Source organism: Cytophagales bacterium (genome assembly GCA_033344775.1).
Lineage (GTDB): Bacteria > Bacteroidota > Bacteroidia > Cytophagales > Cyclobacteriaceae > JAWPMT01.
In genome coordinates this window covers 553,200-577,415 of the sequence record JAWPMT010000005.1, presented here as the reverse complement: position 1 = coordinate 577,415, position 24,216 = coordinate 553,200, and the positions used below count along the sequence as shown (strand labels likewise).

Genomic DNA, 24,216 nt, shown 5'->3' with positions numbered 1-24,216 from the left:
TGTAGGCTTCGGTGGCGAAATATGCTGGGTTATGCCATTTGATACCTATTCATCTGAATTATTTCCGATTGATGTAGATTTCTGTCTAATCTGTCTTTCTCAATGCTTTGCGATGATCGATCCGATCCAGCTTGAAAGGCATGATCTCCCTGAAGTCTGATTCCAATTGAAAGGCATAAACGGGCTTGAAGTACTGAGGATAACGGTAGATATCGTTGATCGAGACCGCCAACCGCTTGCGCTCGATGATGGCAATAGGGGAGGACTCCATATTATTCAGGTTATAGAATGCGCCTCTGCTAGCAAATGGGATCGCCTGCACAACCTCCACCCGGACGACTGGTTCTTTAGGGAAATAGGGATGCATATACAAAGAGTAAGGCTTGAACAGGTTAGGGGGATCTGTGTAGTGAAAATCGCCGGTTTGTCCCAGGTAGATCGCAATTGGGTGTTTCTGATTGCGCTTGTATAGCAATTTGCCTTTCAGTCGGATAGGGATACGGTATTCCATCAATCTTCCGATGGTGGGCATTTCTGTCATATGCTAATTATTTTGGTTTTTAGCTAAATTAAATAGTAATTTGATTGCTGTAAAAGCCGAAAAGACATACGGCAGATAAAAGCGGAATTTTCCGTAAACAGGGGAGGAAAATTCCGGTGTAGTTCCCGTGATGCCCGGATTGGTCCTCTATTTTTGGCTGAATCTTGACAGATAAAAAAGTGTAGTTCATGAAACTCAAAAACAAAGTAGGGATCATCACCGGTGCCACGAGCGGAATGGGAAAAGCCATGGCCATGCGAATGCATGAAGAAGGTGCCAGTTTAGTGCTCAATGGGAGGAATGCAGCACGTGCCGAAGAATTGAAAAATACACTGGAGGCAAAACGACTGGATAGTGTGGCGATCATGATTGGTGATGTCAGACAGGTAGCAACCAATGAATTGTTGGTCAAAGCGGCAATCGATCAGTTTGGTCAACTTGACTTTGTGATTACCAATGCCGGTATCTTAGGGTTGGGCAAAGTGACGGAAGTTCAGGTAGAGGACTGGCATGCGACTTTTGATACCAACTTGCATTCCGTGTACTATTTAGCCAAGTACAGCTTGCCACATCTCCGAAATAGTCGTGGAACATTTATTGGGAACGCCTCCATTGCGGCATTCAAGAATTTCCCAAATCATCCGGCGTATTGTGCGTCCAAGGCTGCCATGGTCGCATTGGTCAAACAGATGGCCCTGGATTATGGTCCCGATGTACGGGCCAATTGCCTATGCCCTGGTCCGGTTGATACACCCCTGATCTGGGATTCTGCCAAAGCATTTGACAATCCGGAGCAAGCAGTAGCCCAGGCGGGTGAAAAGACATTACTGAACCGTCTTGGCACCCCTGATGATATCGCTAAGCTGGCGTTGTTTCTCGTTTCCGATGATGCGAGTTGGATCACCGGTACGACCATCAACATTGATGGTGGGATCATGTCATCTTGATGACAACTAAAACAGAGGTTGTCTCCAGTGTATGGGAACAATGAAGACAACTGATCATTCAACAATAGGGAATTTGATAAATGTCGTTTTGTCCGGTGTGGTAACCTCTATTACGACCCATTCGCCTACCTTGATGTTTCTGAAAAAGTCCAGCAGGTCAATAGGACCTTCACCTTTTACCTGGTTCAGTCCAATACCCTCCCGAACTTGTGTTGCTTCATAGGAGATGTCTGCAGCATCGATGTTATCAACTTTTACAGAAAACACTCCTTTAAAATCGCGCTGTTCTATTGTAGAAATTTTGACACCCGTTTCCTGATCAAGGTGTTGATCATCCAAATAAGGTTGAATCGTTGATTCAACGACTTGTTCGGCATTCATCCATGCATTGCCCTGTGTCACTACAAGTGCTAAAATGAGTGTGATGGAAAGGGAAAGCATTACTTTCGTTTTACCAGTCCATCCGGATTTTTTATGATTCATCATGGCTATTCTTCTTTTTATAAATGAAAAATTGAAATTGTGTACCAACTCATGAGAGTTGTCGCTGATCACTTGTCTCAGAAGCATGGTCTGGTACGCAACCAAGGAATAACCCCTTTTGATCACATTCTTATCTGCTATGTATTCATGTATGGTTTTTAGAGCGTTTATAAGCCGCCATATAAAAGGATTGAACCAGAAAATGGCCGCCATTAATTGAACAAATATTAAATCGTAGGTGTGTCCTTGCCGGACATGTGTTTTTTCGTGTGTCAGAATTTGATCAAGCGCTTGTGATTTCTCCAGCTCTTCTGGGATAAAGACCGTCTTCATGAATGAAAATGGCGATTTTAACTCAGGCAGCAGGATCACTTGTAATCCACTCATGGCGATAGGAGCACGTAATGAAGTCATGTGATTCATTTGACGATAAATCAACCAGGTTTTGGTCAACTGAAAAATCATGCCAATCACATAAATCAATAAGATGAGCCCCAAGAACAGCATCCAGCCATTAATTCCAGAAATCGAAGTAGCTTCATTTTGAATGGTGCCTGCTGCGATTTGTTCTTCCCAGCCCTCCATCATTTGATAGTAGGACCTCCGGAATTGATGGATGTCCTTTATTACTGGCACCTGTATGAAAAACGAATTGAAATGGAATAAGGGTAAGGCCAATGAGCATATCGGAATAGTCAGAAGAAAGAAGCGATTGAAATTGAAAAACGTTTCTCCTTTCAATAATGTCGCATAGATCAGATACATCAACATAAGTATCAGACTACTTTCCAAAAGATAAATGAGTACTTCAATCATGTTCCTTATTTTTCAGTTCTTCCAACATTTTAAGTGCTTCATCTAATTCTGCTTTGTCCAGATTGCTGCTTTCAGAGAAAAAACTAACAATCTGAGTAAGAGAGTTATTATAATAGTCGGAAATCAACCGTGATAGTTGACCCTTTCGATACTCTTCTTTGGAGACTAATGGATAATATTCGTAGGAAATCCCATAAACCTTATATCCAATGATCTCCTTCTGTGCTAATACACGTACAATGGTCGAAACTGAATTGTACGGAGGTTTAGGGTCGGGATATTGATCTCGTATATCCTTGATAAAACCTTTTCCAATATCCCAGAGAATCTTCATGATCTTCTCTTCTGCCTTGGTTAAGTTGACCATTGCTTCGTGTGTTTAGTAATCAGCGAAACAAATATGCTACTTAAAACTAAGTTATACAACTTATTTATAAGTTAATCTACTTAATCTTAAGTTAGCTCATCTAGTGATGGTGTTAATTCCTACCTACATCGATGGTGGGATCATGTCTGTCTGATGAAATAAAATGGTCGTCAAATTTTCGGTTGCGTCCAGGTTTTTCGTCAGATTCTTTTGTGCAAAAACGATGCTGATGAACAAACTCACCATTTCAGTCCTTATCCTGTTTTCCGTTCATTTTGCCGATGCCCAGCAATTCGGAGCTTACGCATTTGCGAGAACACCTCAAATAGTCAATGTTCGAATATCACAGGCTGAGGCAAATTACAGCCAGGGACTTTCAGTCGGGCTAGGCCTCACCCACAACGCACATTTTCTGGAATTGGGGACCTTCATTTTTGAAGGAGATAGCTATGAATATTACTCCTTTTTGGGAAGTACTTTGAAATCCACCACTATCGGAGATGCCGTTCAATTGAATACCAACTGGTTTGGAGAGGTCACTCATTTTCCCGTTCAGGGGGAGAGCAAAAATGCTTCTTGGGCTTACACTGGAGGGGTGTGTCTTTTTCCTAATGTACAATTGCATAAAGTGAATGTAGGCATACCGGTGTGTCTTGGCCTGGCCTATCAGGAAAAGGAATATTTCCTGAACAGTCGGTTCATGCTCAATCTGTCTTATCGCTTGTGAAGATAGCGACCAGATCCATCGAATAAGGAGTGATATAGACGGTGTACTATTCTTTCAGGTCAGCTACTTCTTCCTCCATGACTTCCTTTTCTTCCATGTAAATGGGAGCTTCTGGCATACCCTTGTCCAGGGCTTTTACCACCACAATCAGCGAGACTACAGCTCCTAATAGGGCCACTAGTGTGGCCGTCAAACTTGGTGACAGTTCCTGAAACGAATCGATATCCGGGAAATAATAAAATCCCAGGAATGCGATCAGATTATTGACCATGTGGATGATAATGCAAGGAATGAGCGACCGGGTACGGTAATAAACCCATCCAATATAAGCTCCGAGGATACCTGCCCCGATGAACTGCCATGGATTCAAGTGAACGGCACCAAAAAGTACCGCAGACCATATGATCGATTTTTTAGCATCGTAGTTTTTCAGGAACCCTTCAAGGACGATACCTCTGAATACAAATTCTTCCAGAATGGGCGCGGCGATCACGATCGTTAAAAACGTAAATAAGTCTCTTTTCAATAAGTCCTCAAAGAGTTCCTTAAAGGCATCCGGCATAGGGATCAGTGAAACCAGTGGGTCAATCACGATGATGTTGAGGACGACCAGCGGGATCAATAAAAGGACAGCCCACCAGGTCATTTTCGTGAAGTCGCCAACAATTGGTACCTCTCTACTGGAATTTTTTAGTCCAAGAGCGGCAAGTAGGCCCATTGATATCACGTAATAACCAAAATTTCCCAGACTGGAGCCACTTGCTGCATCTATCCCTAAAGGCATTAATGCAATGACTGCTACAATTGAGAACAGGATGTACCAAAGAATAAGAGCAAATCCTTGTTTGATGGAAGGGTAATGTTGTTTCGTCATATTATCAACGTCGCGATCAGTATCAAATATAAGTTCAATTGGTGGTTCTGAGCAAAAGTGATTTTCATACTTTTGCCCGGCAAAATTTCCTACTAGTCATGAGTTTGTTTCCTGCCCATTATTCTACTTTATCAGCTACGGCGCTCAATGAATACCTCCAAGCTGCTTATGGACTGAAAGGGATAACGACTTCATTTCTGGTACGTAATGTCAGCGATACTTATGTGATCCGAGATGAAGAACCAAAATACATTCTTAAGATCTATCGAGACAGCCATCGGTCTCGTGCTCAGATCCAGGCTGAAGTAGATGTGCTCAATTACCTGAAGGAAAACGGTGCCAAAGTTGCTTACCCCATTCCGGATGTCAGCGGAAACTACCTGCAGCAGTTCGAAGCGAGTGAGGGGATACGATATGGAGTATTATTTCTGTTTGCTCCTGGAAGTGTGTCTAAAGATCTTACCGGCAATCAGTTACAAGTTTTAGGTCGGGAGATGGCCTTCAATCACCAATTGTTATCAAAAGAGGATTTGACGTTTGACCGACCGGAATACAGCATAGCAACAACGATACATCAACCGCTCGAAGTGCTTCCGGAGATGTTCGAGCGGTTCAACTATCCGGAGGGTCTAGAACGGTTACAGGGAATCGCGAAAAAGGCGCTGGATACTTTTGAAGCAATTGATACCCGTTCGTTTGCAATGGGTTATTGCCACTATGATTACATGCCCAAAAACTTTCACTACTCAGATAAAGACGAGATCACTTTCTTCGATTGGGACTTTTTTGGGAAAGGCCTGTTGGTAAATGACCTCATGTCGTTCCAGGTGCACTACTTTTTACACCAGTTGCACGGCTTCATCTCCAAAGAAGAGGCTACTAAAGATTTTAAGACCTTCGTTTCAGCTTACCGGGAACGGCGTGGTATTTCAGATTTGGAATTATCTGCTATTCCAGTCTTAGGTACCATGTTCTGGACCTTTTATCTGGTTGTCCAGTATCAGGGTTTCGATGATTTTTCCAATCCTTACTTCAATAAGAACTTTATCAAAGCATGGCTTGGGCGCATAGAGCAATGGGAGCAGTTTGCGAAGGATTAAATTTCCTTTACTTAAGCCACAATTGGTGATCGCTCAAAAACCAAATTGCTATCAAACAAGTACCGATAAGTTCGGGAAGTTTGCGTTTGCTCAAAACCCATTTTGCGATACATATTGACGACTTTTGGATTGAAATCGCCGGCCCATCCGATTTTTAGGGTTTTGTATTTTTTGGTTTTCGAGATTTGCTGATACATGCTCGAGAAGAGCAAACCTTCTAATCCTTTGCACTGATATTCGGGCACAAATCCCAGCACAAAACCATAGGCCACTTTACACTGGTTGAAAACGAGTTGCGCTTTGATTAGCAATTTTCTGAGCCACTCAGATGTTGCGCTTTTCACGGGAGCGAGCAGGCTGTTGATCTCCGGGATCATGATGGTAAATCCAATGGGTTGCTCTTCATGGTACAGGAACCAGATCAGTTGAGGATCGATGATCGGTTTCATTTTTTTGAAAAGGAAGATGGCTCTTTCCTGACTCATGCCTTTGAAATTGTCGTGCGTGACCCAGCCCTGGTTGTAGACTTCCATAAAGTCCCTGGCAAAACGATCCAACTGCGACAAATCAATCATGCGACAGGTATACGCGCCGTGTGCTTTCCATTTCTTGGCAAAATCCTGGTATCGCTTCGGGAAGCCCTTCGTCAGGTCGAAAGTGTAGTAATACTGATCAAAGTACTTTTTAAAACCATACGATTCAAAAAATTCCTGATAATAGGGTGGGTTGTAGTTGTGTTTATAGATAGGCTGGGTAAATCCATTCACGACCAATCCCCACCATGCGTTGTTTTCTCCAAAATTGATAGGGCCGTCCATCGCCTGAATGCCAAAGGAGGCTAGCCAGTCTTTGCAAACATCGAAAAGCGCAAAGGCCACTTCCTGGTCATTAATGCTTTCAAAAAAGCCCATCCCACCGGTGGGTTGTGAGTAGGAGAGGGCACGTTTCAGGTTGACAAAAGCAGCAACTCTTCCTACACATTTTCCCTCCTCAATCGCGATCCATCTGCGTATGATCCCATGTTGGTGAAAATCATTTTTGGAGGGGTCAAAGGTGGCTTCTACATCGTTGTAAAAGGGGCTGATCCAGTGATGATCACCATGATAAACCTGACGTTGAATTTGGTGAAATTTTTCAATGTCTTCACTGTTGGTTACTTCAATGATTGCTAAAGTCATGACGAGTCGTTTTTAAAATTCGGGAAGAGATAGGTTGAGGCCCTGCTGTCCACGTTGTTTGAGCAAGTGCCAATGCGATTGGATAGCCTGCCACATGGTGCGATTCGATTTGTAAGGCATGTGATATTCCTGGCAGGTGTCTATCAGTATAGCCGTAAGCTTCGGATAGTGTACGTGACAAACATTCGGGAATAGATGGTGAACGACATGATGATTGAAACCACCATAGAGCTGAGTGATGATAGGGTTGTTCGTGGCAAAGTCCACCGTAGTAAGTAACTGATGTCGCTCATATGAATGGGGCATGACACCTTTTTCATTGGGTATTGGAAAAGCTGCAGCAAGTCCCACATGCGTGGAGGCCAGTACACTGGCTACTGTGTAGCTGGCAGTAAGGTGCATCACTAGAAATCCCGTAATAACTTGTCCCAAACTGAAATCAAGCACAGAAGCCGGCAAAAGGACCATCATGATCAGGTACATGGCTTTCGTGAAGAGTGCGCTCACTCTAAGACTTAAGCGTTCGTGATCATTGCTTCCATTGAAGTTCCAGGTGTCTCTAATATCTCTCAGGATCAGCCAGTTGATGGTGTAAATGCCATAGAGGAAAAACATGTACACATGTTGAAACTGGTGTATTTTTCTCAACGGTGATGAAGGAAAGATCCTTACGAGCCAGGATTGTTTGATGTCTACATCATGATCCGCGATATTGGTAAAGGCATGATGGGCAATGTGTCTCATTTGCCAGATATGACTGCTAGCACCCAGAAAATCAAATACCTTCAAGAGCAGGTGATTCACGTTTTTATTAGAGGCGAAGGATTGATGTGCTGCATCGTGCGCCACGTTAAGGGCCAGGAAAATTTTTAAGGCACCCAATATGCCGAAGCAAAACAAGAGCCCCGGAAAAGCGTTTTGATAATAAAGGCCTACATAGCTCAGTAAGTAGGCCGACAAGAGCAAAGCTGCTTTGGTCCATCCCCACGCGTTGGCTTGCTTTTTTAGGTCATTGGAAGCAAAGTAGCCAGAGACTCGCTTATTCAGTTTCCGGACAAAATCCCGGTCTTCCTGATTCGTGAATTTCAATTCCATTGCAATTAGTTTTCAGGACAAACCTCATGCGGCGAGACCAGTATCCTGAACTGAATTGCGCGAATCCCACGAGGCCTAAAATGGAATTTTCTTAAGAATTACTTCGGCTTGTTTGTCGTGTAAAGGAAATCCGTACAATAAGTTCGAAACAGAAGGCTGCTCTGCTTGTTTGTGGCTTTACCTTTGAACGAAACCCAAGTCAAAGCACGATCCATTAATGATAGACCTATGACACAAAATGAGCCTAAACCCGCCCTGCTGATCATCGACTTCCAAAAAGGATTTGACATTGAAGAACATTGGGGTGGTAACAGAAACAATCGGGATGCCGAATCGAAAATTGTTGCGATACTCGAGAAATGGCGCGCACTTGGCTATCCGGTGTTTCACATTGTTCACAGTTCCAAAGACCCAAACTCCAAGCTGCATGCCTCTCATCCGGGATATGTAATGAAGGACGAGATCCAGCCTGGTGAAGGAGAACCTTTGATCGTGAAGCAAGTGAACAGCGCGTTCATTGGCACTGATCTGCAAGAGCAACTGGACCAACAAGGCATCAAAGAACTGGTGATCGTAGGGCTGACGACCAATCATTGTGTATCCACCACCACGCGAATGGCGGGTAATTTCGGCTATGACGTCCGTCTGATCTCAGATGCTACGGCCACTTTTGACCGAATAGGACTCAATGGAGAAAAGTTTGACGCGGAAACCATTCATCAGACCGCCCTGGCGAGTTTGAATGACGAGTTTGCTGAAGTGATTGACACGAAAGAATTGCTGCGGAGGTGTTAAGTAGACCTAACCAGATTTCTTTATTAGAAAGAAAGAAAACCAGAGATTCATCAAATACTCATTGCTCGAAACAATGATTGCTTTTGTGAATTCCGGTCTTCAACCTATCTACTTATATAATTGATATTTCGTGTTTTACTAAGGAGTCTGAAGACCCTTGGAAGTTAATAAGGATGTTCGTTGTTCACTATTTTCCAGCACATAGCGCATTCTGCTAATTTGATTTTTGGTGAAAATATTCATCACTACATCTGGCGTCCAATTCATATAGTTGGCAATCATGACCTCTTCTCCCTGACAGCCCGCATAAGAAGTATTGCTAGTTACCGGATCTTCAACTGCTGGTGTGTCCTCACAGAAATCATTGTGTTCACAGGACCGGCCTCCCCACAGGTGCAATAACCCTAGATAGTGTCCCATTTCATGGGTTAACGTGCGCCCTAGATTGTGACGGTCCACCAAAGTAGTTTCACCAAAATGCCAGTGATTGATCACAATCCCCTCGACTCCACCTTCAATGGGTTTTGCAAATAGATGATTTCCCGGAAGGTCCGTGTCTGGTCCTGTGGCTGATCCCAAGTGAACATTGGCCAGGTCCTCGTCGTAGGGGGCAGTCCAGATGTTGATATATGATGCCGAATTCCAGAAGCGGAAGTATCCCATCAGGTCTACTTCTCTTTTCGGGACCTCTTCCGGAATAGCATTAAGGTCAGCCAGAGTACGGGTAATTCCATTTGAAGGATTACCATCTGGATCTTGCTTTGCCAAAACGAATTCTATTCGGGCATCGTCGCTATCCGGATGATTGTTTTCGCCTCGGGTACCTGTTTTCCGACGAAAATCTTCATTTAGAATTCCTATTTGGCGCTCAATTCTATCTACAGATAAGTTAGCGCCTTCTCCGATGGCCTCTCCATTGTGAAGCACATGTACGACCACTGGTATTACATAGGTCGTTGGATCATCGTCTTGAGGGGGATCATCAACAGGCAGAAGTGGCTCGTCATTACAACTCCATAATAGCCCTACTAAGAACATCAATGAGTACTTTCTCATACTACAAGAATCAAAATTTTAATAACCAGTTTTGCCGTTGATAGGCTGTTTGAAAGCCGCTTTTTTTCATGTTCAGGTAGCTTACAACAGGCTTTTCTTCCAGGTGTTCAGCCGTTTCTCCAGTAATGAATTTGGCGCCCATGTCATAGGCGTCCTGTAACCGGCGTTTGAGTAGAAGTTGTTGTGCTCCATGCCCCCGAAATGCTTTCAATGTACCCGCAAAGGCCATGGAAGCCATATCTCCATCGACATATAGTGCTCCGGCAGCAATATCTCTACCTTCCCAACTGACGATGTAGTGGCGATATCCTCTTTTCCCAACAGTAGAGGCCAGCCACGTTGCTAATCGGGAATCTTCCCAGTTAAAACTCATAAAGATCAATTGTCCATAATTATCCGATTCTCTCTCCTCAATCTGACGTACGGATAATTGCCCATTCGTACCGTGTTCTAACGGAGCCACAGTTCTGAATAGTTTTGTCCAGTTATTGCGATGCGAAAAACCGAATTGTGACATTAACGCTATTATTTCTTCGGTGATTACTTGAGGAGGCAACTGTATAAAGAAACGCTTACTTCCGGCTTTTTCATAAAAGCGAATGACTTGTTCCAGACTAGTCTCATTGATTGGAGTTGACAATCCTAATCCAATCACTCGATTCATGAACAGTATATCAAGATGTGGTATAGCACATGCCATACCACCAGCAATGATCGAAGAATACACGGGGTAAGTGATGCTTCCACGATAATACTGCATCCAATAACTACCCTCCACCTGTTCCAGTCGCTGAATGAATCTGGTACTAAGGCTTGTATTTGTTAGTGTCTGTAGGTTCATACTTGTGTTCGATTGATGTCTTTGAAAAGCAACATGTCTTTCACGCGAGTGGAGCTTCCTTCGAAAAATCCGTTTTCATTTTCATAAGTTCTGGGATTGTAGAAGGTGCCAAATAAAATGTCCCAGATTGGTACATCCGAGTAGTTGAACTTATGTAATCCTCTTCCATGATGCACCGAATGACTTTCAGGACGTTGAATGAAATACCCTAGCCATACCGGTGTATTGATGTTGGCATGTTGAAAAATCGAGAAGAAGTTCAATCCAAGAATGACTACTGTAATGGCTTGAGGAGACAATCCGATTAAGAAGGCAAATACAAAACTTCCGATGAAAGTAAAAGAGATCATTTCCACAGGGCTGAAATAGAAAGCGCCGAAAGTATCGATGCGTTCTGCACTGTGATGCATCTGGTGCAATACCCTCCAAAGTCCATTAAAATGATGGACACACCGATGATAAACATAAAAGATGAGCTGGTAGCCTAGAATGCCAACTACAGCTCCTCCTAACATGCCCACACCGGATAGATCAAAAAGTAGATGTACTGACATCCAGGGATCTATCCATAGCGGGAGGTAAGATGACAGAAAGAAAAAAAGGAGGAAAGAAATCATTCCTTTTAGTCGCCAGTTTCTGACCTTGGGAAGTGTTCGGGCTGGCCATAGCGCCTCCCACATCATTAAGCCGGCGTAGATTGATAAGACAATCAGTGAAACAGGATCCAACAGCAGATCCATAGGCGATGGTAAATCTTGCATAGTATTCGTTAAATGTTTGATTTACCTGTAAGGCGTAAGGAACGATCTTACATTGTAAGATGCTGGTATGTTTTACTTAGTCATAGGTGATTTCCCATGATATTGTGGATTCTGGCTGGTAAGTGCAGAGTAACCCGGTCTTGATAGAGTTATTTAAATGCGATCCAAGGAGTTGGTGTTGGTGTCCTATTTTTTTGATGCTGTCCCTAATTCGTAACGTTACTGCTGCGCGAGCCTTCTCAGGAGTTGAGCCTGCTTTTCGACTTTTTCCTTTCAAGCCCAGTGCATGGGAGAGATGGGTTACTAGCTGATCATATTCTTCGTGTAAATGCTGGAGTTGTTCCGTATCGTTGAGTCGGTCCGCTTCTGATATGGCTAACTGGAGATCTTGAAGGCGCTGATGATAGGCTTTTTTCGACTGATCATCAATAACAGATATCTCCGATGAATGATCGATTTTCGCCTGCATCAATTCCATGCAATGCATCTGTGATCCAGGATTTTCCAACAGGGCGGCAATATCCATAAGTCCTTTCGATTTGTTGAGTACACAAACATCTTCAGCGAAGAACAAAGTGATCTGGTTGCCTGAGATGCTCATTCGACCAGCATTTCTATGAGTTTGTTTGATATTGGGTTTGGTCTTTGGAATACTACTTTGCTGGCCAATGAATTCGTGAAAACGGCTTAGCTGTGTCGTGCCCGCATACGGATTGATTTTAATGTGCCATGAAAGTGGATCCTCCTGCTTGTCCTTATCATGGTAATAGATGTGCTGTTTAAATTTCTCTAGAAAAAAATCCCAATATCGGATCGCCTCTGATTTGTTTCCCAGGTAATAGGCCGCTGCGGACATATAAACAGGAAAATCAATATACGTATTGGAAATTTCGAGTTGCTTGCCAAGTTCAAGTGTCCGGGTGAAATCTCCTTTTTCAAATGCCATAGTCGCACCAACGGAGAGGTATTTGTCCTCCTTCATTGGATTGAGTTGACAAGCCCGTAGGTAGAGTTGCCATGCCTCTTCCACGTGTCCTAAAAACATGAATGAGAAGGCAATTTCCAACAATGTTGCTGAGTCATTGTTATTCATCTCCATGGATTTGCGCAAGTAAAATTCCGCTTGGGTAAAGTCCCTCTCAAACAACAATACCCGTCCAAGAATGCACAATGAGAGATAATCATTCTCATCCAGATCGATGGCCTTCAAAGCATATTTCTTGGCGCCACTTTGACTGATTTCCCAACGGTCCCATAGCTGGCAACTCCACTGGTTGAAATAACTGGAAGATATTCCTGCATAGGCACGAGCATAATCCGGTTGTTTTTTCAACGCTGCCTCGAACATCGAGCGGGCCTTCAAATCTTCTTCAGGGGAGCCTTTTTTGAGGGCAGCGTTTCCCATGATGAACAATTCATAAGCGGCCAGATCCACTTCCGGTTTATGATAGGATTTGGAAAGGATGGATTGCCGAAGTTGGTCTTGTAGTAAGTTGGTTACCTGAAGCACCGATTGATCCAGGAGTTCAAAGACTTCTGTTTCGTCATAGCCAATCCTTTGATCATAGATCACTCGGTTTTGTGGGAACTCAATCAATTGAACATTGATGATCATCTGGTCTTTTATCAGACGGAATGATCCTGTAATGATATGACTGACCCGGTATTTGAGGAAATTCGATTCATCATGAATGGACCACTGGCTTGTGGAAAAAAAGGAAAGAATAGACAACCCCTGAAACTTTGACAAGTGATAGACCAGGTCCTCTTCAAAGTTTTGTGTGATCATACTTCGGTGTTCCTGACGAAGCTGAAAGGGAAGTACAGCAAGAGTGATGCTTGGATTCATTACCTCCAATCATACGCAAGTGGCGCAAAAAAGCTGCATTGTATTACATGCTGTTTTTAGTGGCCCAATGATCGAATCAGAACCGGCAGTTTATTCTTCGTTAACCTGTTCGAGATCACCTTCTTCCACGATACTGAACTTTTTATGATCGACATGTTCCTTGAGGAGGACCAATAGACTTTTGATTTTTTCATGTTCGCCAGAGAGACTTTCTTCTTCTTCGTCTACCTGAATCTTAATGGAATAATCGGCTTTTACTTTGCCTGAGGCTTTGTCCAGCTGATTATTTTTCACCACATCTATATGTTGAATGCTTTCGTAATAATAGTCTCTGCGTTTTCGGAAGGGTGGTACCAGGACGAATTCATGTTTCATGAAAAAAACCTCATTCTGTAGGAAAAAGGAGAACCACAGGATGGCGCTGAAAATCGCTCCAATCCAGCAAAACAGATCGATCAGCCAGCCAAAATCTGCACCGAAGAAGGTAAGGCTTAGGGCCATCACAATTCCTGGAACAATAAAGTGAGCTATGAAAGTGGATGAATCCCATTTAAAGGAGATCAATTCATCTCTGATATCCTCCGCTTTGGAACGAAGCCGAAGTTTGGCGAGCCACCATAGCACAAAAGCAATGAAGGCATAATCTATCAGGATGAAAAGGGCGTGATCTAACACGTATCCCTGAACGAATGAGCGCATAGCAATCAATTGGGTTGATCAATCTGCATGAAATATAGCGACAGAACGTCAACCACACGATGGGAATATTTTTAATCCTGGTTTTCTTTCACTAACTTTGAGATGCAAAGTACTTTTAAATTGCTTGATATGACAGCACTTAATCATCGACAAATTGCCATTTTTTTAATTTCTGGTGTTTTGCTATTGGTGCCCCTTATTGCTATGCAATTGACGAACGAAGTGAATTGGACACTCATGGATTTTGTAGTAGCGGCTTGTTTATTATTAACTGCTGGTTTGATCGGCGAATGGATCATGAGAATAGCTAAAAGAAAGATTGTTCGAGTTGCATTGGTCACCCTGGGTATCGTTCTGTTCCTGCTGATTTGGGCCGAGCTCGCTGTTGGAATTTTCGGAACACCGTTTGCAGGGAGTTGATTGCCGGGGATTCAGCATCATAGGATGTTTTATTAAACAGGGGAATCAAAGCATCCATGAGATCGGACTAGCAAGTATCTATGTCAGACCAACTCAGCCAGCCGAGCTAATTCCTTTAATAAAGCCAATTCTTTTTGTAAATAAGCTTCCGTATTGACCGGTTTCAACAGATCAGGTTCCATGAATTTATGTCGCAGGTTGAAAGCCAGTCGGATGGTATCTCCCATGAAGGCAAAACGCATGTCGGCTGAAGTGACCTTTTTTGAGCGAAGGTCCTGATTGATTGTCATCAGCTTACCCAGGACATCTGCAGTGAAAAGTTGTTTGGCAAATGTTTCTTCCTCGGCATAGAGTCGGTATTTATTCAGTAACCGAGCTTCTTTTTCACCAAATGTCACCCGTGTCACTCCTTTGTTCTTACTCAGCTTCTTCTTTTTAGGCATCAGCCAGCAGGAAGAAGCAAATCGGGAGCTGAGTTTTATTTCGGCATAGATCCCGTTGAAGATGGTTCGGGTTTTATCATCTGATCCGCTGCCACGGTATTCAAGTTTGGTTTCCGCGAAGCTGATGGTCCGGTTATTTACTTTTCCATGCACAAAATCTTCAGAAAGGTAGGTCTTGAATGTATCGAAAAACCGACTCTCGATTAGCCGGTTTCCCCCAAATCCACCTCTGGACTGGTAAGAAAAACTGGGTCCGAGTTTGGGGATGATCTTTGAGACCACACGCTGTTGGAAGTGATACTTGAATTTGCCTTTTTCAAAGTCGTATTTAATTCCATAAACCACGAGCATGATCATAAAAGGAGCCCATCCTATGCCTAAAATTTCACCCCCATTTTCACTGTCATAGATGGCGTAGGCAATTGCACCAAGGAGTGCGATACCTGTCAGATTGAAAATAATCCTGAAAGGCCGGACGCGTTTGTAATGATGTTGTCGTTTTTGTTCTGCTTCTTCAAGTTCAGACCTTAATTCGGTGAGTAATTCTTTGGCATCCAGCATGATAGAAGGGGCTCTGTTTGTATCAATTTAGTCAATAATCTCTGTTCAATCGAACGGTGCTCCATAAGAGAAGGTATTTGCATTAGTTTTATATTGATAAATAGGTCCATAATCAGAACAATTGTGAACGAAGAAGAATATCGAAAAGCGCTGTTAGAAGTGTTGATAGGGTTAGAACAGCAAGTTATAGATCAATTGAAACTAGCCATTCAACGTTTACCCGAAAAGACACGAGGGATCGAGTTGATGATATTTCCAGATCAGGATGGGGAAGGGACATTCAGTCTGCGTGTCGTATTAGAGGGGCCGGATTCTTTTGTGCTCAATAAAGCGATCAGTGATTATGCTGATCTGATTTCAGTGCGTCATACATCAGGAGGACTAGTACCAGAAGTGCCCCTAATGGATCCATTTGATGTCGAATTCGAAGTGAATGATGTCTTATCAGATGTAATTGGTGACTGGTTGTCAAAGGTCTGGGAAAACGTGGATAATACTGCTTTGAAATTGCCAGTAACCATCGTTGCGGATGAGGAATATGGTCATGATCTGCCAATGCAACTGAACTAAATACCCCCTCTTAAACACCGTTTAGTCATTTATCTGAAACATGGATTGATCATAAATTGATGACATGAAAAAGCTAACCCTTCTTTTTTGCGCGTTTTTGTTTTGTGTTCATATGTCCCAGGCCCAGACTGACGCGGAGCTTGGAGTCCTTTCCATTGGTTTGGTGGTCAGTGACCTGGAAGCTTCTGAGCGATTCTACAAAGAGATCATCGGGATGGAGGAAGTCCGGCAGTTCAGTTTGGATGAAAAATGGGCCGATGATGCCGGAGCTTCGAATGGGAAACCCTTCTCAGTGAAAATGCTCAAACAGAAAAACTTGCCTTCTGCGACCATCCTGAAGCTGGCGTATTTCGATCAGATGGACAAAAAGCCGGATATGTCTGGTGTGGATGTCAATGCAGGAGTCAATTACCTCACTTTCTCTTATGGGGCGGATGATTTTGAAGCGGTAGTGAAACGAATTGAAGCGGCAGGTATTGAAAAGATGGGCTGGGTCAGCAGAGACCGCTACCGACTGTTCTTCATCAAAGACCCTGACGGGGTGTTCGTAGAGCTATTCGGACCACCTGAGAAGTAACCAGTAGAATCCAGACGTGCATGGCGGAATTGTTCAACAGGAAGAATAACTTCGCCTTATGCCTTTATTGAATATCTGGGACTTATGTATGCTTGTGGGCATTGCTCAGGGATTCGTCATGGCCATGGTGCTGTGGTTCCGAAAAGGTGTTCATGTTTCTTCCAGGTTTTTGGCCGTCATCTTTTTTGCATTGGCCTACAGTGCATTGATCAATTTCCTCAGTGAACATCCTCCAGCCGAAATAAACCGGTTTCATCTTTGGGTCACAAAATACCTGGCGATTTATCCGGTTATGCTTCTTGGCCCAAGTCTGCTTTTTTTTGTTCAAAGTCGAATAGAGAAGGGTTTCGTATTGGATAGATCGAAACTAAACCATTATTGGTCGGTACTGTTCAATTTGATCCCAACCATCATCGGTGCAATGGCCTGGGTGTTCCAGAAGTTTGGCCTTCCTTATCTCTCAACAGATCAATTGAATGCTTTTCTGACGGCTTTTTTTACCTATGGTGATGCAGTATTTTGGTCATATACCCTGACCTATGTATGGTTGACTCAAAACTATTTACGGCTACAAAATTCGGGAGATTTTACCCGACTCTTTCAGGTACTTCGTGCTTTTAAATTGATACTGGCCACATGGTTTCCTTTTCTGGTGATCTATGTTTCGCCTTATCAGGAAATACTCAGTAAGTTGGGCTATTATCCAATCTTTATTCCACTAACAGTGTTGATATACTGGCTGGGATTCCAATGGTTTTTCCACCTGTATAAATCTGCATCGGCCGTCAAAAAACCTGCGGGTGGGTATAAGTCGGTCGCGACCGCCTTGCAGCAAGCGATGGAGAAAGGATTATTTCTCGATACTGACTTAAACGTAAAATCCGCTTCACAACAATTGGGAGTGCCTCAGCGTACTTTGTCTGAATGTATTAACCAGCATTTTTCCCAGACTTTCACCGATTTCGTGAATGGCTACCGCGTCGAAGAGGTGAAACGAAAGCTCAGTGATCCAAAGTGTGATCACCTCACTATGGCAGCTATCGCCCATGATTCTGGCTTTAAATCTATTGCTACGTTTCAGCGTGTATTTAAGCATATAGAAGGAATGAGCCCCACGGCCCTGAAGAAGCAGCTGGTGAATACTTAGTCATTCCTATTTTCTTTTGCCTTATTTTGAATCAGCTCTAAGGCAAATTCCAACTGTGGGTCATGTCCTTTTAGTCGGTCTTCAAACGTATGTTTTACGATATGTTCGGGAATCATACCTCTGCCAAAAAAGATTCCGTCATCCACGTTGTTGAAATACCTGGCCAGAGGAAGGAGCAATCGTGCTTTTGAGTGGGGTAAAGTGATGGTGAATTCCCAATTACTTGTATTTCCCTGATATCCACCACCCGTTTCTTCACCGATGGTCGTTGCGAGCTTAAGGTGATGAACCCATGCTGCAAAATCTGAAGTGGCTGATGCCGTACTACCACTAGTTAACAGGTACATGTCTCCCTTAAATTGAAGCGGAGATGGTTTAGTAGGTTTCAGTCCTTTGAAATTCTGAAGCAGGTAAGTGCTGTCAGTTTTTTTAATCCTGAGTAGCGTTTTGAGAGCATGATATTCATACCAGCTGGTGTTGCTGTATTTTTTTGAAGTTTTGTAGCGATTTGTTTTGAATTCTATGGCTCGATACGGCGTATATGGTTCGTCAATGAAGTATGAAAGTAACTGCATGCCGTATTTTTCATTTCCACCACCCTGATCACCGATATCAAGGATTAGGTTTTTTGATCCGGATGCAATGATCTGCCCCATCTTTTCTTTGATTACTTTCTTGAACCTGTACTTTTTCCCGTCCACTTTCCAGTTACCCAGTCGTGCAACTTTTAAAATGGCCGTACTTGATTCGGGGACGAACTTTAATTGGATGACATCTTCATGGTTATTACCAAATTGCTGACGCCATTTTTTTTGCCAATGATCGAATTTGTAACCTTCAATGGTGATTGTTTCGGGAGCCTGATTCGGAAGTTTGATTTCAAGATTAATCGATGATTCGTTGCGAAATACATCCGCATGATAAAATGTATACTGATAGTTCAGCAGCCATCGGGAAAATCCGGTGACATATCCATCGTGGGGTACCAGTTTTAAAAATGTATGGAGGATTTCGGATGCAGGTCGGCCGTTAATAGCCAGAATTTCTGCACCTACGAGATTTCGATCTTTAACCAGATCTTGATGGATATAAGTTTTTTGGCCTTCAATATGGACCGTAAAAGGAAGTAAGAATTGATCTTCTGAAAATTTAAATCCATACACATGTGTGTGAAGGCAGCCTATATGGGTTGTCAATTTCGAGAGAGTTACCCAGAAATCCAGCCCACTCATCTCGTGATCCAGTTCGGCGTAGGTGGAATCGAAAAGATGATCCATTTCTGCTTTAGTGGTAAACCAATAGAGACCAGGATGAGCTTCTTCCAAAGAGGTACGAAAAATCCTGAAGTCTTCTTTTAGCTCAGATGGGGTAAGGATTTCAAGTTTGTTTTGAGCCCTTAACAAGAACCCTGATAAAATCAGAATCATTAAAAGAAGCTTCTTATAGGTAGCGCTTTGCATTGTTTTTTCTACAAATGAATCCCCTTCAATTGCCAAAATCTACTCATATCACGATTTGAGTAAACAAACGAGGTTAAGGAATCTTGACTTTTTCTTGAAAATAGTTCGATCCTTTACGATCTTGGAAAGATGACGAGAAAACAGAGATATCGCCTGACTTACCTCTTCCGGCTTTACGATTATGACCGCAATGGATGTCTTGATGTGGACGACATTGCTAGCGTGATCGAAAAGGTAGAGTCGCGCATGACTTCTATGGAAGCTCGTGAGCGTTGGAATTACGAGAAAGTGGTCGTGAAGGCGGTGAAGTTTTTTCATCGATTGCTGCGAGAGATTCCCAATGATGGGGAGCAACAGATCGAGTTGAGTCGCTGGATCGAGTTTTTCGAAACGCAAATGCAAGAAGATGATACACTCGAAGAGTATGTAAGCCTGATGATCAACTTCATGTTTGATCTCTTCGATGAAGATCATGATGGTTATATCTCTGAAGATGAGTACGAATTTTTCTATGAGATTTTTGATATCGATAAAGCTTCCTTTCAAAATGCGTTTTCTAATTTCGACCTTAACAACGACAATCGGGTATCACGTTACGAGATGATCCGCCAGCTGGAAGCCTATTTTCTGGATGACATGCCCGGAGATGACAACAATGAGGTTTTTGGTAGATTGGATGGTTAGATAATGTGTAGGTTGATGGAATGAACCCCCTTTTCAATTGGTACAAGCTTTTGCAAAGAATTCGTGCTTTCAAACCAACTTGCGTAGGATAATTACAAAAAACTTCAACATAGAACTACAGCCTTTCACACCTGATGATTTATAAGGTAAGTGTTCATCTGGTAATCGTGATCATCGCATCCGTTCTGATCTTGTTGATCAAAAAGTCTCGTTTGGAAGATGAGAAGAGGAAGCATCAGTTGCTAATGTTTCATGTTGGTGTCTGGTTGTTGTTCTTCATCATGGAATTCCGTTGGATTTATGTATTACCCTCGCAGGTGGATTTGATGCGGGTGATCAGCGCTTTTGATGCCTTGCTTTTTCTTCCTGGTATGCTGCTGTATGCTTATGTAGCATGTCGTCTTAAGCCCGGTAATTTTACCATTAAGTTTTACCACTTGCTTCCATCTTCCATTCATGTCATTGTGGCGCTTTGTTTGCTGGCGATCGGAAAAGAATATTATGTATTCATTTATGATCAACGGTCGTTGAAATTGTACTACAGTCTATTTGAATTCAGCACGCTAATGTTCAATGGTTATTTTCTGATTCGAACGATGTTTCTCGTTCTTCAATCTAAAAAAGGGCCTGATTCATCCCAACGTGTTTTCTTAGCCATTTTTCAAAAGTACATCGTGGTGTTGTTGGCTGCATTTTTACTAGGAGGAGTGGCCTGGTCCGTAAGGAATTTCACCGCAGAGGGATTTTCCTGGATTTATGAGTCTAGTCGATTCCTGGTAATGATTGGCATTGGTTACCTGAGCTATTGTCTGATTTTTCGATGGGAGGCTATGGATTTCCAAGTGGAACCTCCACGATCCTATCAAAGGTTGGATGAATTCAGCATATCTATTTTGCAACAAAAAGTAGCCGCACTTGTGGAGGAAGAGCAGATATTCCTGAATGATCAATTGACTTTAGCCGACTTTTCGAAGCGCATAGCAACCTCTCCGAACGACTTGTCCTGGTTGTTGAACAATACCTATGGCAAAAGCTTCTACGAATTCCTGAATCAATATCGGATCAGGTTTTTTCTGGAAAAGATCCATGAGAATGCGCATGAGGATCGTACCATTCTTGCACTTGCCATGGAATCCGGTTTTCGATCCAATGCGACGTTTTATAAGGCATTCAAAGCAGAAACGGGACAAACACCTAATCAATACATCAAGCGGCTACAAGAAGTGGAAGTATGAGTGGGTAGCAATTTGTTCAATTGCTCACAAACGGAGGATTTGTGATAGAACGGAGACTATTCTTGACTAAAAAAGATGAGGACGATTAGATGGCTATTCCTGATATTTTATATGTCAACCTTTCTGGCTTGTACAGATCAGGATCAAGTAGCTCCCTTAGTTCCGGATGATACTACAGACACTCCGGTCAACGACGCTTCCACACCAGAAATAGAATGGGTGTCCTCTTTGGATTTAAGCATAGCGGTCAGTTCTTCCACTTCTAATGAAATCACTTCTCTGACCAGTGGTGAACGGGATTATAAACCGGTCTTTTCGCCAGATGGGACACAGGTCGCGTTCTTTCGAATTGTAGAAAGCCGGAGCAATCAACCAGAAGATTGGGATACGCAGATTTGTGTTATTAATGTAGATGGTACGGGTATTAAAACACTGACCAGTGGGGAGTATACCGATTGGAATCCCATGTGGACCCGAGATGGTACCAACCAGGTGATTTTCTCTCGGTTTTTCCAGAGAGCTCCCTACACAACCCGAGTTTATGTAGTCGATCCATCCGGTGAAACAGAGGAGGAATTAGTGTCAGATGATCAGTACAGTGAATTTGCTTATAGTGGCTTGAAAGATGGCCGGATTCTGGTTCGAAGGATTCAGCACACACGTGCCAATAGCTATTGGCTATTAACTCCTGAAGCCGAAACGCCTGCTTACCAAATGCTAGACTATCCGGATGTCTTTCTTCATAAAATGAGCATTTCGCCTAATGAAGACCGGGTTACCTACATGAAAGTGGTAGATGGTCCCAACATCTATGGGGATGCGGTATTGGCCTATGCCGATTTTGATCCGGAAGGATTGAGCATTTCCAATGAACAGGTTTTTACGTTTCACAACCCCAGCGATGTGGTGTGGTACCCATGCTGGAATGAAGAAGAGACACACATTATTTATTCTCTGATCTCTTCTGCCAATGGGGGAAATGGTCAAATCATGGCTTATGAACTGAACAACAGAACTACATCGCGGCTTTCGAGGAACAGTGGTCGAAGCTATTGGTATCCTAATGTGAAAGGAGTAGTTAAATGATAGCGATATTACAAAAGCTATTCTTTCGAAAATTCACGATTCGAATATTTGTTCTGTGGGGCATTTTTTTGATTGCTTGCAAAGAGGAAACAAGTACCGATCCTCCACCTGTTAATGAGCCGCCCACATCAACAAATCCTGTGACAGTGATAGGAGATATCACGGTAGAGACCTTGGCTTCGGGTTTCAATATTCCCTGGGGTATCGAAGTAATCGGAGAGGAGGAATTCCTGTTTACGGACCGTGTAGGTTTCTTGTATCATTATCTTGAGGGCACAACAAGTCAAATTGAAGACGTACCAGCTTCCAGTACCTTCACGACATCTGTAGGTTTGTTGATGGCTGGTTTGATGGATGTGAGCTTACATCCTGAGTATGAAAATAATGGCTTGGTTTACATCGCTCATGTGACACTTGACAATCGGCTGACCGTTTCCCGATTCACGATAGCGGATGGCCAAGCAACAGATGCACAAACCATCTTCAAGGCCAATGGCATTTCCGTAGGTTCTCGCATTTGCTGGCAGGATACGGATCATTTTTTCCTGTCCGTAGGTGTAGGGGGTGACCCTTTTCCGATCCTCGGACCTCAAAATTTGGGTGATGATCGCGGTAAGATCCATCGGTTGACTTCAGATGGACAAATACCCGAAGACAATCCAGTATTTGAGAATCAATTAGCTCCGACGAGCATCTGGTCCTACGGTCACCGGAATCCACAAGGGATGTACTTTGATGGAGCTTCACAAACTCTATATGCGAATGAACACGGTCCTTTTGGAGGTGATGAATTAAATCAAGTGGCGAAAGGTGAAAATTATGGCTGGCCCTTGTTTTCGCATGGATTGAATTATGATGGATCATCTGTTTCTACCATGAGAGAAGCTGATGCGGCAGAAATTTCCGTATTGCCCATAAAATACTGGGACCATTTCGCTCGAGTTTCACCCTCAGGATTGCTGCTGCTGGAAGGAAGTCAGTTTGTAAATTGGAATGGCTCATTTCTCATGGGGTCGCTGTACCCTCAAAATTTACTGAGATATGATCCTGAGACCGATGTAACCGAATTGGTACTAGCTCAAATAGGAAGGGTAAGAGATGTTGCTCAGCTTCCCTCTGGAAATCTGATCATTCTGGTTGACGCAGGCAGTCCGTCGGCGTTGGACAGAGGACGACTTTTAAAGCTTTCCCCGGTTGAAAATTGATGACTTATGATTGCAAAGAAAGTTGTGGAGGTTGCCTAAATTGAAACTTGAATTCATATTTATATCAAATGGCCGAAATTCAAGACTTCATGTTGTTCCTGGGCTTGTCCTGGATATTGATCGTTACTCCGGGCCCTGACTTAATTTACGTGTTGACTAAAGGCATTGCCTCGGGTAGAAAAGCAGGTCTCATCTCTGCGTTTGGAGTAACGCTAGGCATATTGGTGCATACACTATTTGCCGCGCTGGGTTTGTCGCTCATTTTGCAGACTTCAGCCCTGGCATTTACACTGGTCAAGATGTTAGGAGCAGGTTATCTGATCTATCTTGGTGTGAAAATGTTGCGGAGCAAAAATCAGTCCTTTGAACTGGAGGGAGGAAGCGATGTTTCTACGAAGAAAATCTTTTTACAAGGCCTGATTTCTAACACGCTGAATCCTAAAGTAGCCTTGTTTTTCATGGCCTTTCTCCCTCAATTCATACGAACACAGGAAGCGGCTGTGTCTCCGCTTCCGTTTGTGATGCTTGGCTGCATTTTTGCTGGTTTTACTTTCCTGTTCCTTGCGACCTTAGGGTATTTCTCAGGAGCCGTAGGACATTACCTGAAAACCAGGGCTTCCATCGCCAAATGGATCAATCATATTTCTGGCCTGGTGATGGTTTTGCTAGGTATTCGACTAGCCTTCACCAGAAAATGAC

At 43.2% G+C, this 24,216-nt stretch carries 26 protein-coding genes; 13 read left to right on the top strand and 13 right to left on the bottom strand.

Annotated elements, in window-relative coordinates:
- Nucleotides 1–85: 85 nt before the first annotated feature.
- Complete coding sequence (locus R8G66_20065) at nucleotides 86–541, bottom strand: hypothetical protein (protein ID MDW3194685.1); 456 nt, start codon at nucleotides 539–541, stop codon at nucleotides 86–88.
- A gap of 188 nt (nucleotides 542–729) precedes the next feature.
- Here R8G66_20065 and R8G66_20060 point away from each other — a divergent pair, with 188 nt between their 5' ends.
- Complete coding sequence (locus tag R8G66_20060) at nucleotides 730–1,488, top strand: SDR family oxidoreductase (protein MDW3194684.1); 759 nt, start codon at nucleotides 730–732, stop codon at nucleotides 1,486–1,488.
- A 54-nt stretch (nucleotides 1,489–1,542) separates the two neighbouring features.
- Here R8G66_20060 and R8G66_20055 read toward each other — a convergent pair whose 3' ends face one another.
- Together R8G66_20055 and R8G66_20050 are read right to left on the bottom strand one after the other, a co-directional pair.
- On the bottom strand, nucleotides 1,543–2,787 hold the full coding sequence (locus R8G66_20055; GenBank protein MDW3194683.1) for a M56 family metallopeptidase: 1,245 nt from the start codon (nucleotides 2,785–2,787) through the stop codon (nucleotides 1,543–1,545).
- A complete protein-coding gene (locus tag R8G66_20050; GenBank protein ID MDW3194682.1) occupies nucleotides 2,780–3,154 on the bottom strand; it encodes a BlaI/MecI/CopY family transcriptional regulator in 375 nt (124 codons plus the stop codon). Before R8G66_20050 ends, R8G66_20055 begins: the two co-directional genes overlap by 8 nt.
- Before the next feature lie 229 nt (nucleotides 3,155–3,383).
- On the opposite strand from R8G66_20050, the gene R8G66_20045 reads away from it, so the two are divergent.
- Nucleotides 3,384–3,881, top strand: coding sequence for a hypothetical protein (locus R8G66_20045; GenBank protein ID MDW3194681.1), 498 nt, complete (start codon nucleotides 3,384–3,386; stop codon nucleotides 3,879–3,881).
- A gap of 46 nt (nucleotides 3,882–3,927) precedes the next feature.
- Here the strand turns inward: R8G66_20045 and R8G66_20040 are convergent, their stop codons facing one another.
- Nucleotides 3,928–4,755, bottom strand: a complete 828-nt coding sequence (locus R8G66_20040) for a type II CAAX endopeptidase family protein (protein ID MDW3194680.1) — start codon at nucleotides 4,753–4,755, stop codon at nucleotides 3,928–3,930.
- Nucleotides 4,756–4,853: 98 nt separating this feature from the next.
- Between R8G66_20040 and R8G66_20035 the strand changes: the two genes are divergently transcribed.
- Complete coding sequence (locus R8G66_20035) at nucleotides 4,854–5,855, top strand: phosphotransferase (GenBank protein MDW3194679.1); 1,002 nt, start codon at nucleotides 4,854–4,856, stop codon at nucleotides 5,853–5,855.
- Nucleotides 5,856–5,866: 11 nt separating this feature from the next.
- Here the strand turns inward: R8G66_20035 and R8G66_20030 are convergent, their stop codons facing one another.
- Together R8G66_20030 and R8G66_20025 are read right to left on the bottom strand one after the other, a co-directional pair.
- Nucleotides 5,867–7,033: a hypothetical protein gene (locus tag R8G66_20030; GenBank protein MDW3194678.1), complete on the bottom strand. Its 1,167-nt coding sequence runs from the start codon at nucleotides 7,031–7,033 to the stop codon at nucleotides 5,867–5,869.
- 12 nt (nucleotides 7,034–7,045) lie between these two features.
- Nucleotides 7,046–8,128, bottom strand: coding sequence for an acyl-CoA desaturase (locus tag R8G66_20025; protein MDW3194677.1), 1,083 nt, complete (start codon nucleotides 8,126–8,128; stop codon nucleotides 7,046–7,048).
- A gap of 228 nt (nucleotides 8,129–8,356) precedes the next feature.
- Here R8G66_20025 and R8G66_20020 point away from each other — a divergent pair, with 228 nt between their 5' ends.
- Nucleotides 8,357–8,923 (top strand): cysteine hydrolase family protein, encoded by a 567-nt coding sequence (locus R8G66_20020; protein ID MDW3194676.1) that lies wholly within the window; start codon nucleotides 8,357–8,359, stop codon nucleotides 8,921–8,923.
- 138 nt (nucleotides 8,924–9,061) lie between these two features.
- On the opposite strand, the gene R8G66_20015 is transcribed toward R8G66_20020, so the two are convergent.
- The 5 genes from R8G66_20015 to R8G66_19995 all read right to left on the bottom strand — a co-directional run bounded on the left by R8G66_20015 (nucleotide 9,062) and on the right by R8G66_19995 (nucleotide 14,129).
- Nucleotides 9,062–9,979 (bottom strand): M43 family zinc metalloprotease, encoded by a 918-nt coding sequence (locus tag R8G66_20015; GenBank protein ID MDW3194675.1) that lies wholly within the window; start codon nucleotides 9,977–9,979, stop codon nucleotides 9,062–9,064.
- A 10-nt stretch (nucleotides 9,980–9,989) separates the two neighbouring features.
- Nucleotides 9,990–10,820, bottom strand: coding sequence for a hypothetical protein (locus tag R8G66_20010; GenBank protein MDW3194674.1), 831 nt, complete (start codon nucleotides 10,818–10,820; stop codon nucleotides 9,990–9,992).
- Complete coding sequence (locus R8G66_20005; protein ID MDW3194673.1) at nucleotides 10,817–11,581, bottom strand: sterol desaturase family protein; 765 nt, start codon at nucleotides 11,579–11,581, stop codon at nucleotides 10,817–10,819. Before R8G66_20005 ends, R8G66_20010 begins: the two co-directional genes overlap by 4 nt.
- 76 nt (nucleotides 11,582–11,657) lie before the next feature.
- Nucleotides 11,658–13,430 carry a hypothetical protein gene (locus R8G66_20000; GenBank protein MDW3194672.1) on the bottom strand — a complete coding sequence of 591 codons (1,773 nt, stop codon included), beginning with the start codon at nucleotides 13,428–13,430 and terminating at the stop codon, nucleotides 11,658–11,660.
- A 90-nt stretch (nucleotides 13,431–13,520) separates the two neighbouring features.
- Nucleotides 13,521–14,129 carry a hypothetical protein gene (locus R8G66_19995; GenBank protein ID MDW3194671.1) on the bottom strand — a complete coding sequence of 203 codons (609 nt, stop codon included), beginning with the start codon at nucleotides 14,127–14,129 and terminating at the stop codon, nucleotides 13,521–13,523.
- Nucleotides 14,130–14,258: 129 nt separating this feature from the next.
- Here R8G66_19995 and R8G66_19990 point away from each other — a divergent pair, with 129 nt between their 5' ends.
- Entirely contained in the window at nucleotides 14,259–14,549 is a 291-nt protein-coding gene (locus tag R8G66_19990) for a hypothetical protein (protein ID MDW3194670.1), read from the top strand.
- Nucleotides 14,550–14,632: 83 nt separating this feature from the next.
- On the opposite strand, the gene R8G66_19985 is transcribed toward R8G66_19990, so the two are convergent.
- Complete coding sequence (locus tag R8G66_19985) at nucleotides 14,633–15,553, bottom strand: DUF3137 domain-containing protein (GenBank protein ID MDW3194669.1); 921 nt, start codon at nucleotides 15,551–15,553, stop codon at nucleotides 14,633–14,635.
- 123 nt (nucleotides 15,554–15,676) lie between these two features.
- Here R8G66_19985 and R8G66_19980 point away from each other — a divergent pair, with 123 nt between their 5' ends.
- From R8G66_19980 to R8G66_19970, 3 genes are all read left to right on the top strand, one after another.
- Complete coding sequence (locus tag R8G66_19980; protein ID MDW3194668.1) at nucleotides 15,677–16,123, top strand: DUF6389 family protein; 447 nt, start codon at nucleotides 15,677–15,679, stop codon at nucleotides 16,121–16,123.
- 64 nt (nucleotides 16,124–16,187) lie between these two features.
- On the top strand, nucleotides 16,188–16,700 hold the full coding sequence (locus R8G66_19975) for a VOC family protein (protein ID MDW3194667.1): 513 nt from the start codon (nucleotides 16,188–16,190) through the stop codon (nucleotides 16,698–16,700).
- Between the two features lie 58 nt (nucleotides 16,701–16,758).
- Nucleotides 16,759–17,847, top strand: coding sequence for a helix-turn-helix domain-containing protein (locus tag R8G66_19970; protein MDW3194666.1), 1,089 nt, complete (start codon nucleotides 16,759–16,761; stop codon nucleotides 17,845–17,847).
- Here R8G66_19970 and R8G66_19965 read toward each other — a convergent pair.
- Nucleotides 17,844–19,274, bottom strand: coding sequence for a S41 family peptidase (locus R8G66_19965; protein ID MDW3194665.1), 1,431 nt, complete (start codon nucleotides 19,272–19,274; stop codon nucleotides 17,844–17,846). The genes R8G66_19970 and R8G66_19965 overlap by 4 nt on opposite strands.
- A 162-nt stretch (nucleotides 19,275–19,436) precedes the next feature.
- Here R8G66_19965 and R8G66_19960 point away from each other — a divergent pair, with 162 nt between their 5' ends.
- From R8G66_19960 to R8G66_19940, 5 genes are all read left to right on the top strand, one after another.
- On the top strand, nucleotides 19,437–19,991 hold the full coding sequence (locus R8G66_19960; GenBank protein ID MDW3194664.1) for an EF-hand domain-containing protein: 555 nt from the start codon (nucleotides 19,437–19,439) through the stop codon (nucleotides 19,989–19,991).
- A gap of 134 nt (nucleotides 19,992–20,125) precedes the next feature.
- Entirely contained in the window at nucleotides 20,126–21,226 is a 1,101-nt protein-coding gene (locus tag R8G66_19955) for an AraC family transcriptional regulator (protein MDW3194663.1), read from the top strand.
- A gap of 75 nt (nucleotides 21,227–21,301) precedes the next feature.
- Nucleotides 21,302–22,312, top strand: coding sequence for a hypothetical protein (locus R8G66_19950; GenBank protein MDW3194662.1), 1,011 nt, complete (start codon nucleotides 21,302–21,304; stop codon nucleotides 22,310–22,312).
- The gene (locus R8G66_19945; GenBank protein ID MDW3194661.1) at nucleotides 22,309–23,517 is read left to right on the top strand and encodes a PQQ-dependent sugar dehydrogenase; all 1,209 of its coding nucleotides are present in this window, start codon (nucleotides 22,309–22,311) and stop codon (nucleotides 23,515–23,517) included. Before R8G66_19950 ends, R8G66_19945 begins: the two co-directional genes overlap by 4 nt.
- A gap of 68 nt (nucleotides 23,518–23,585) precedes the next feature.
- Nucleotides 23,586–24,215 carry a LysE family translocator gene (locus R8G66_19940; GenBank protein ID MDW3194660.1) on the top strand — a complete coding sequence of 210 codons (630 nt, stop codon included), beginning with the start codon at nucleotides 23,586–23,588 and terminating at the stop codon, nucleotides 24,213–24,215.
- Nucleotide 24,216 lies beyond the last annotated feature (1 nt).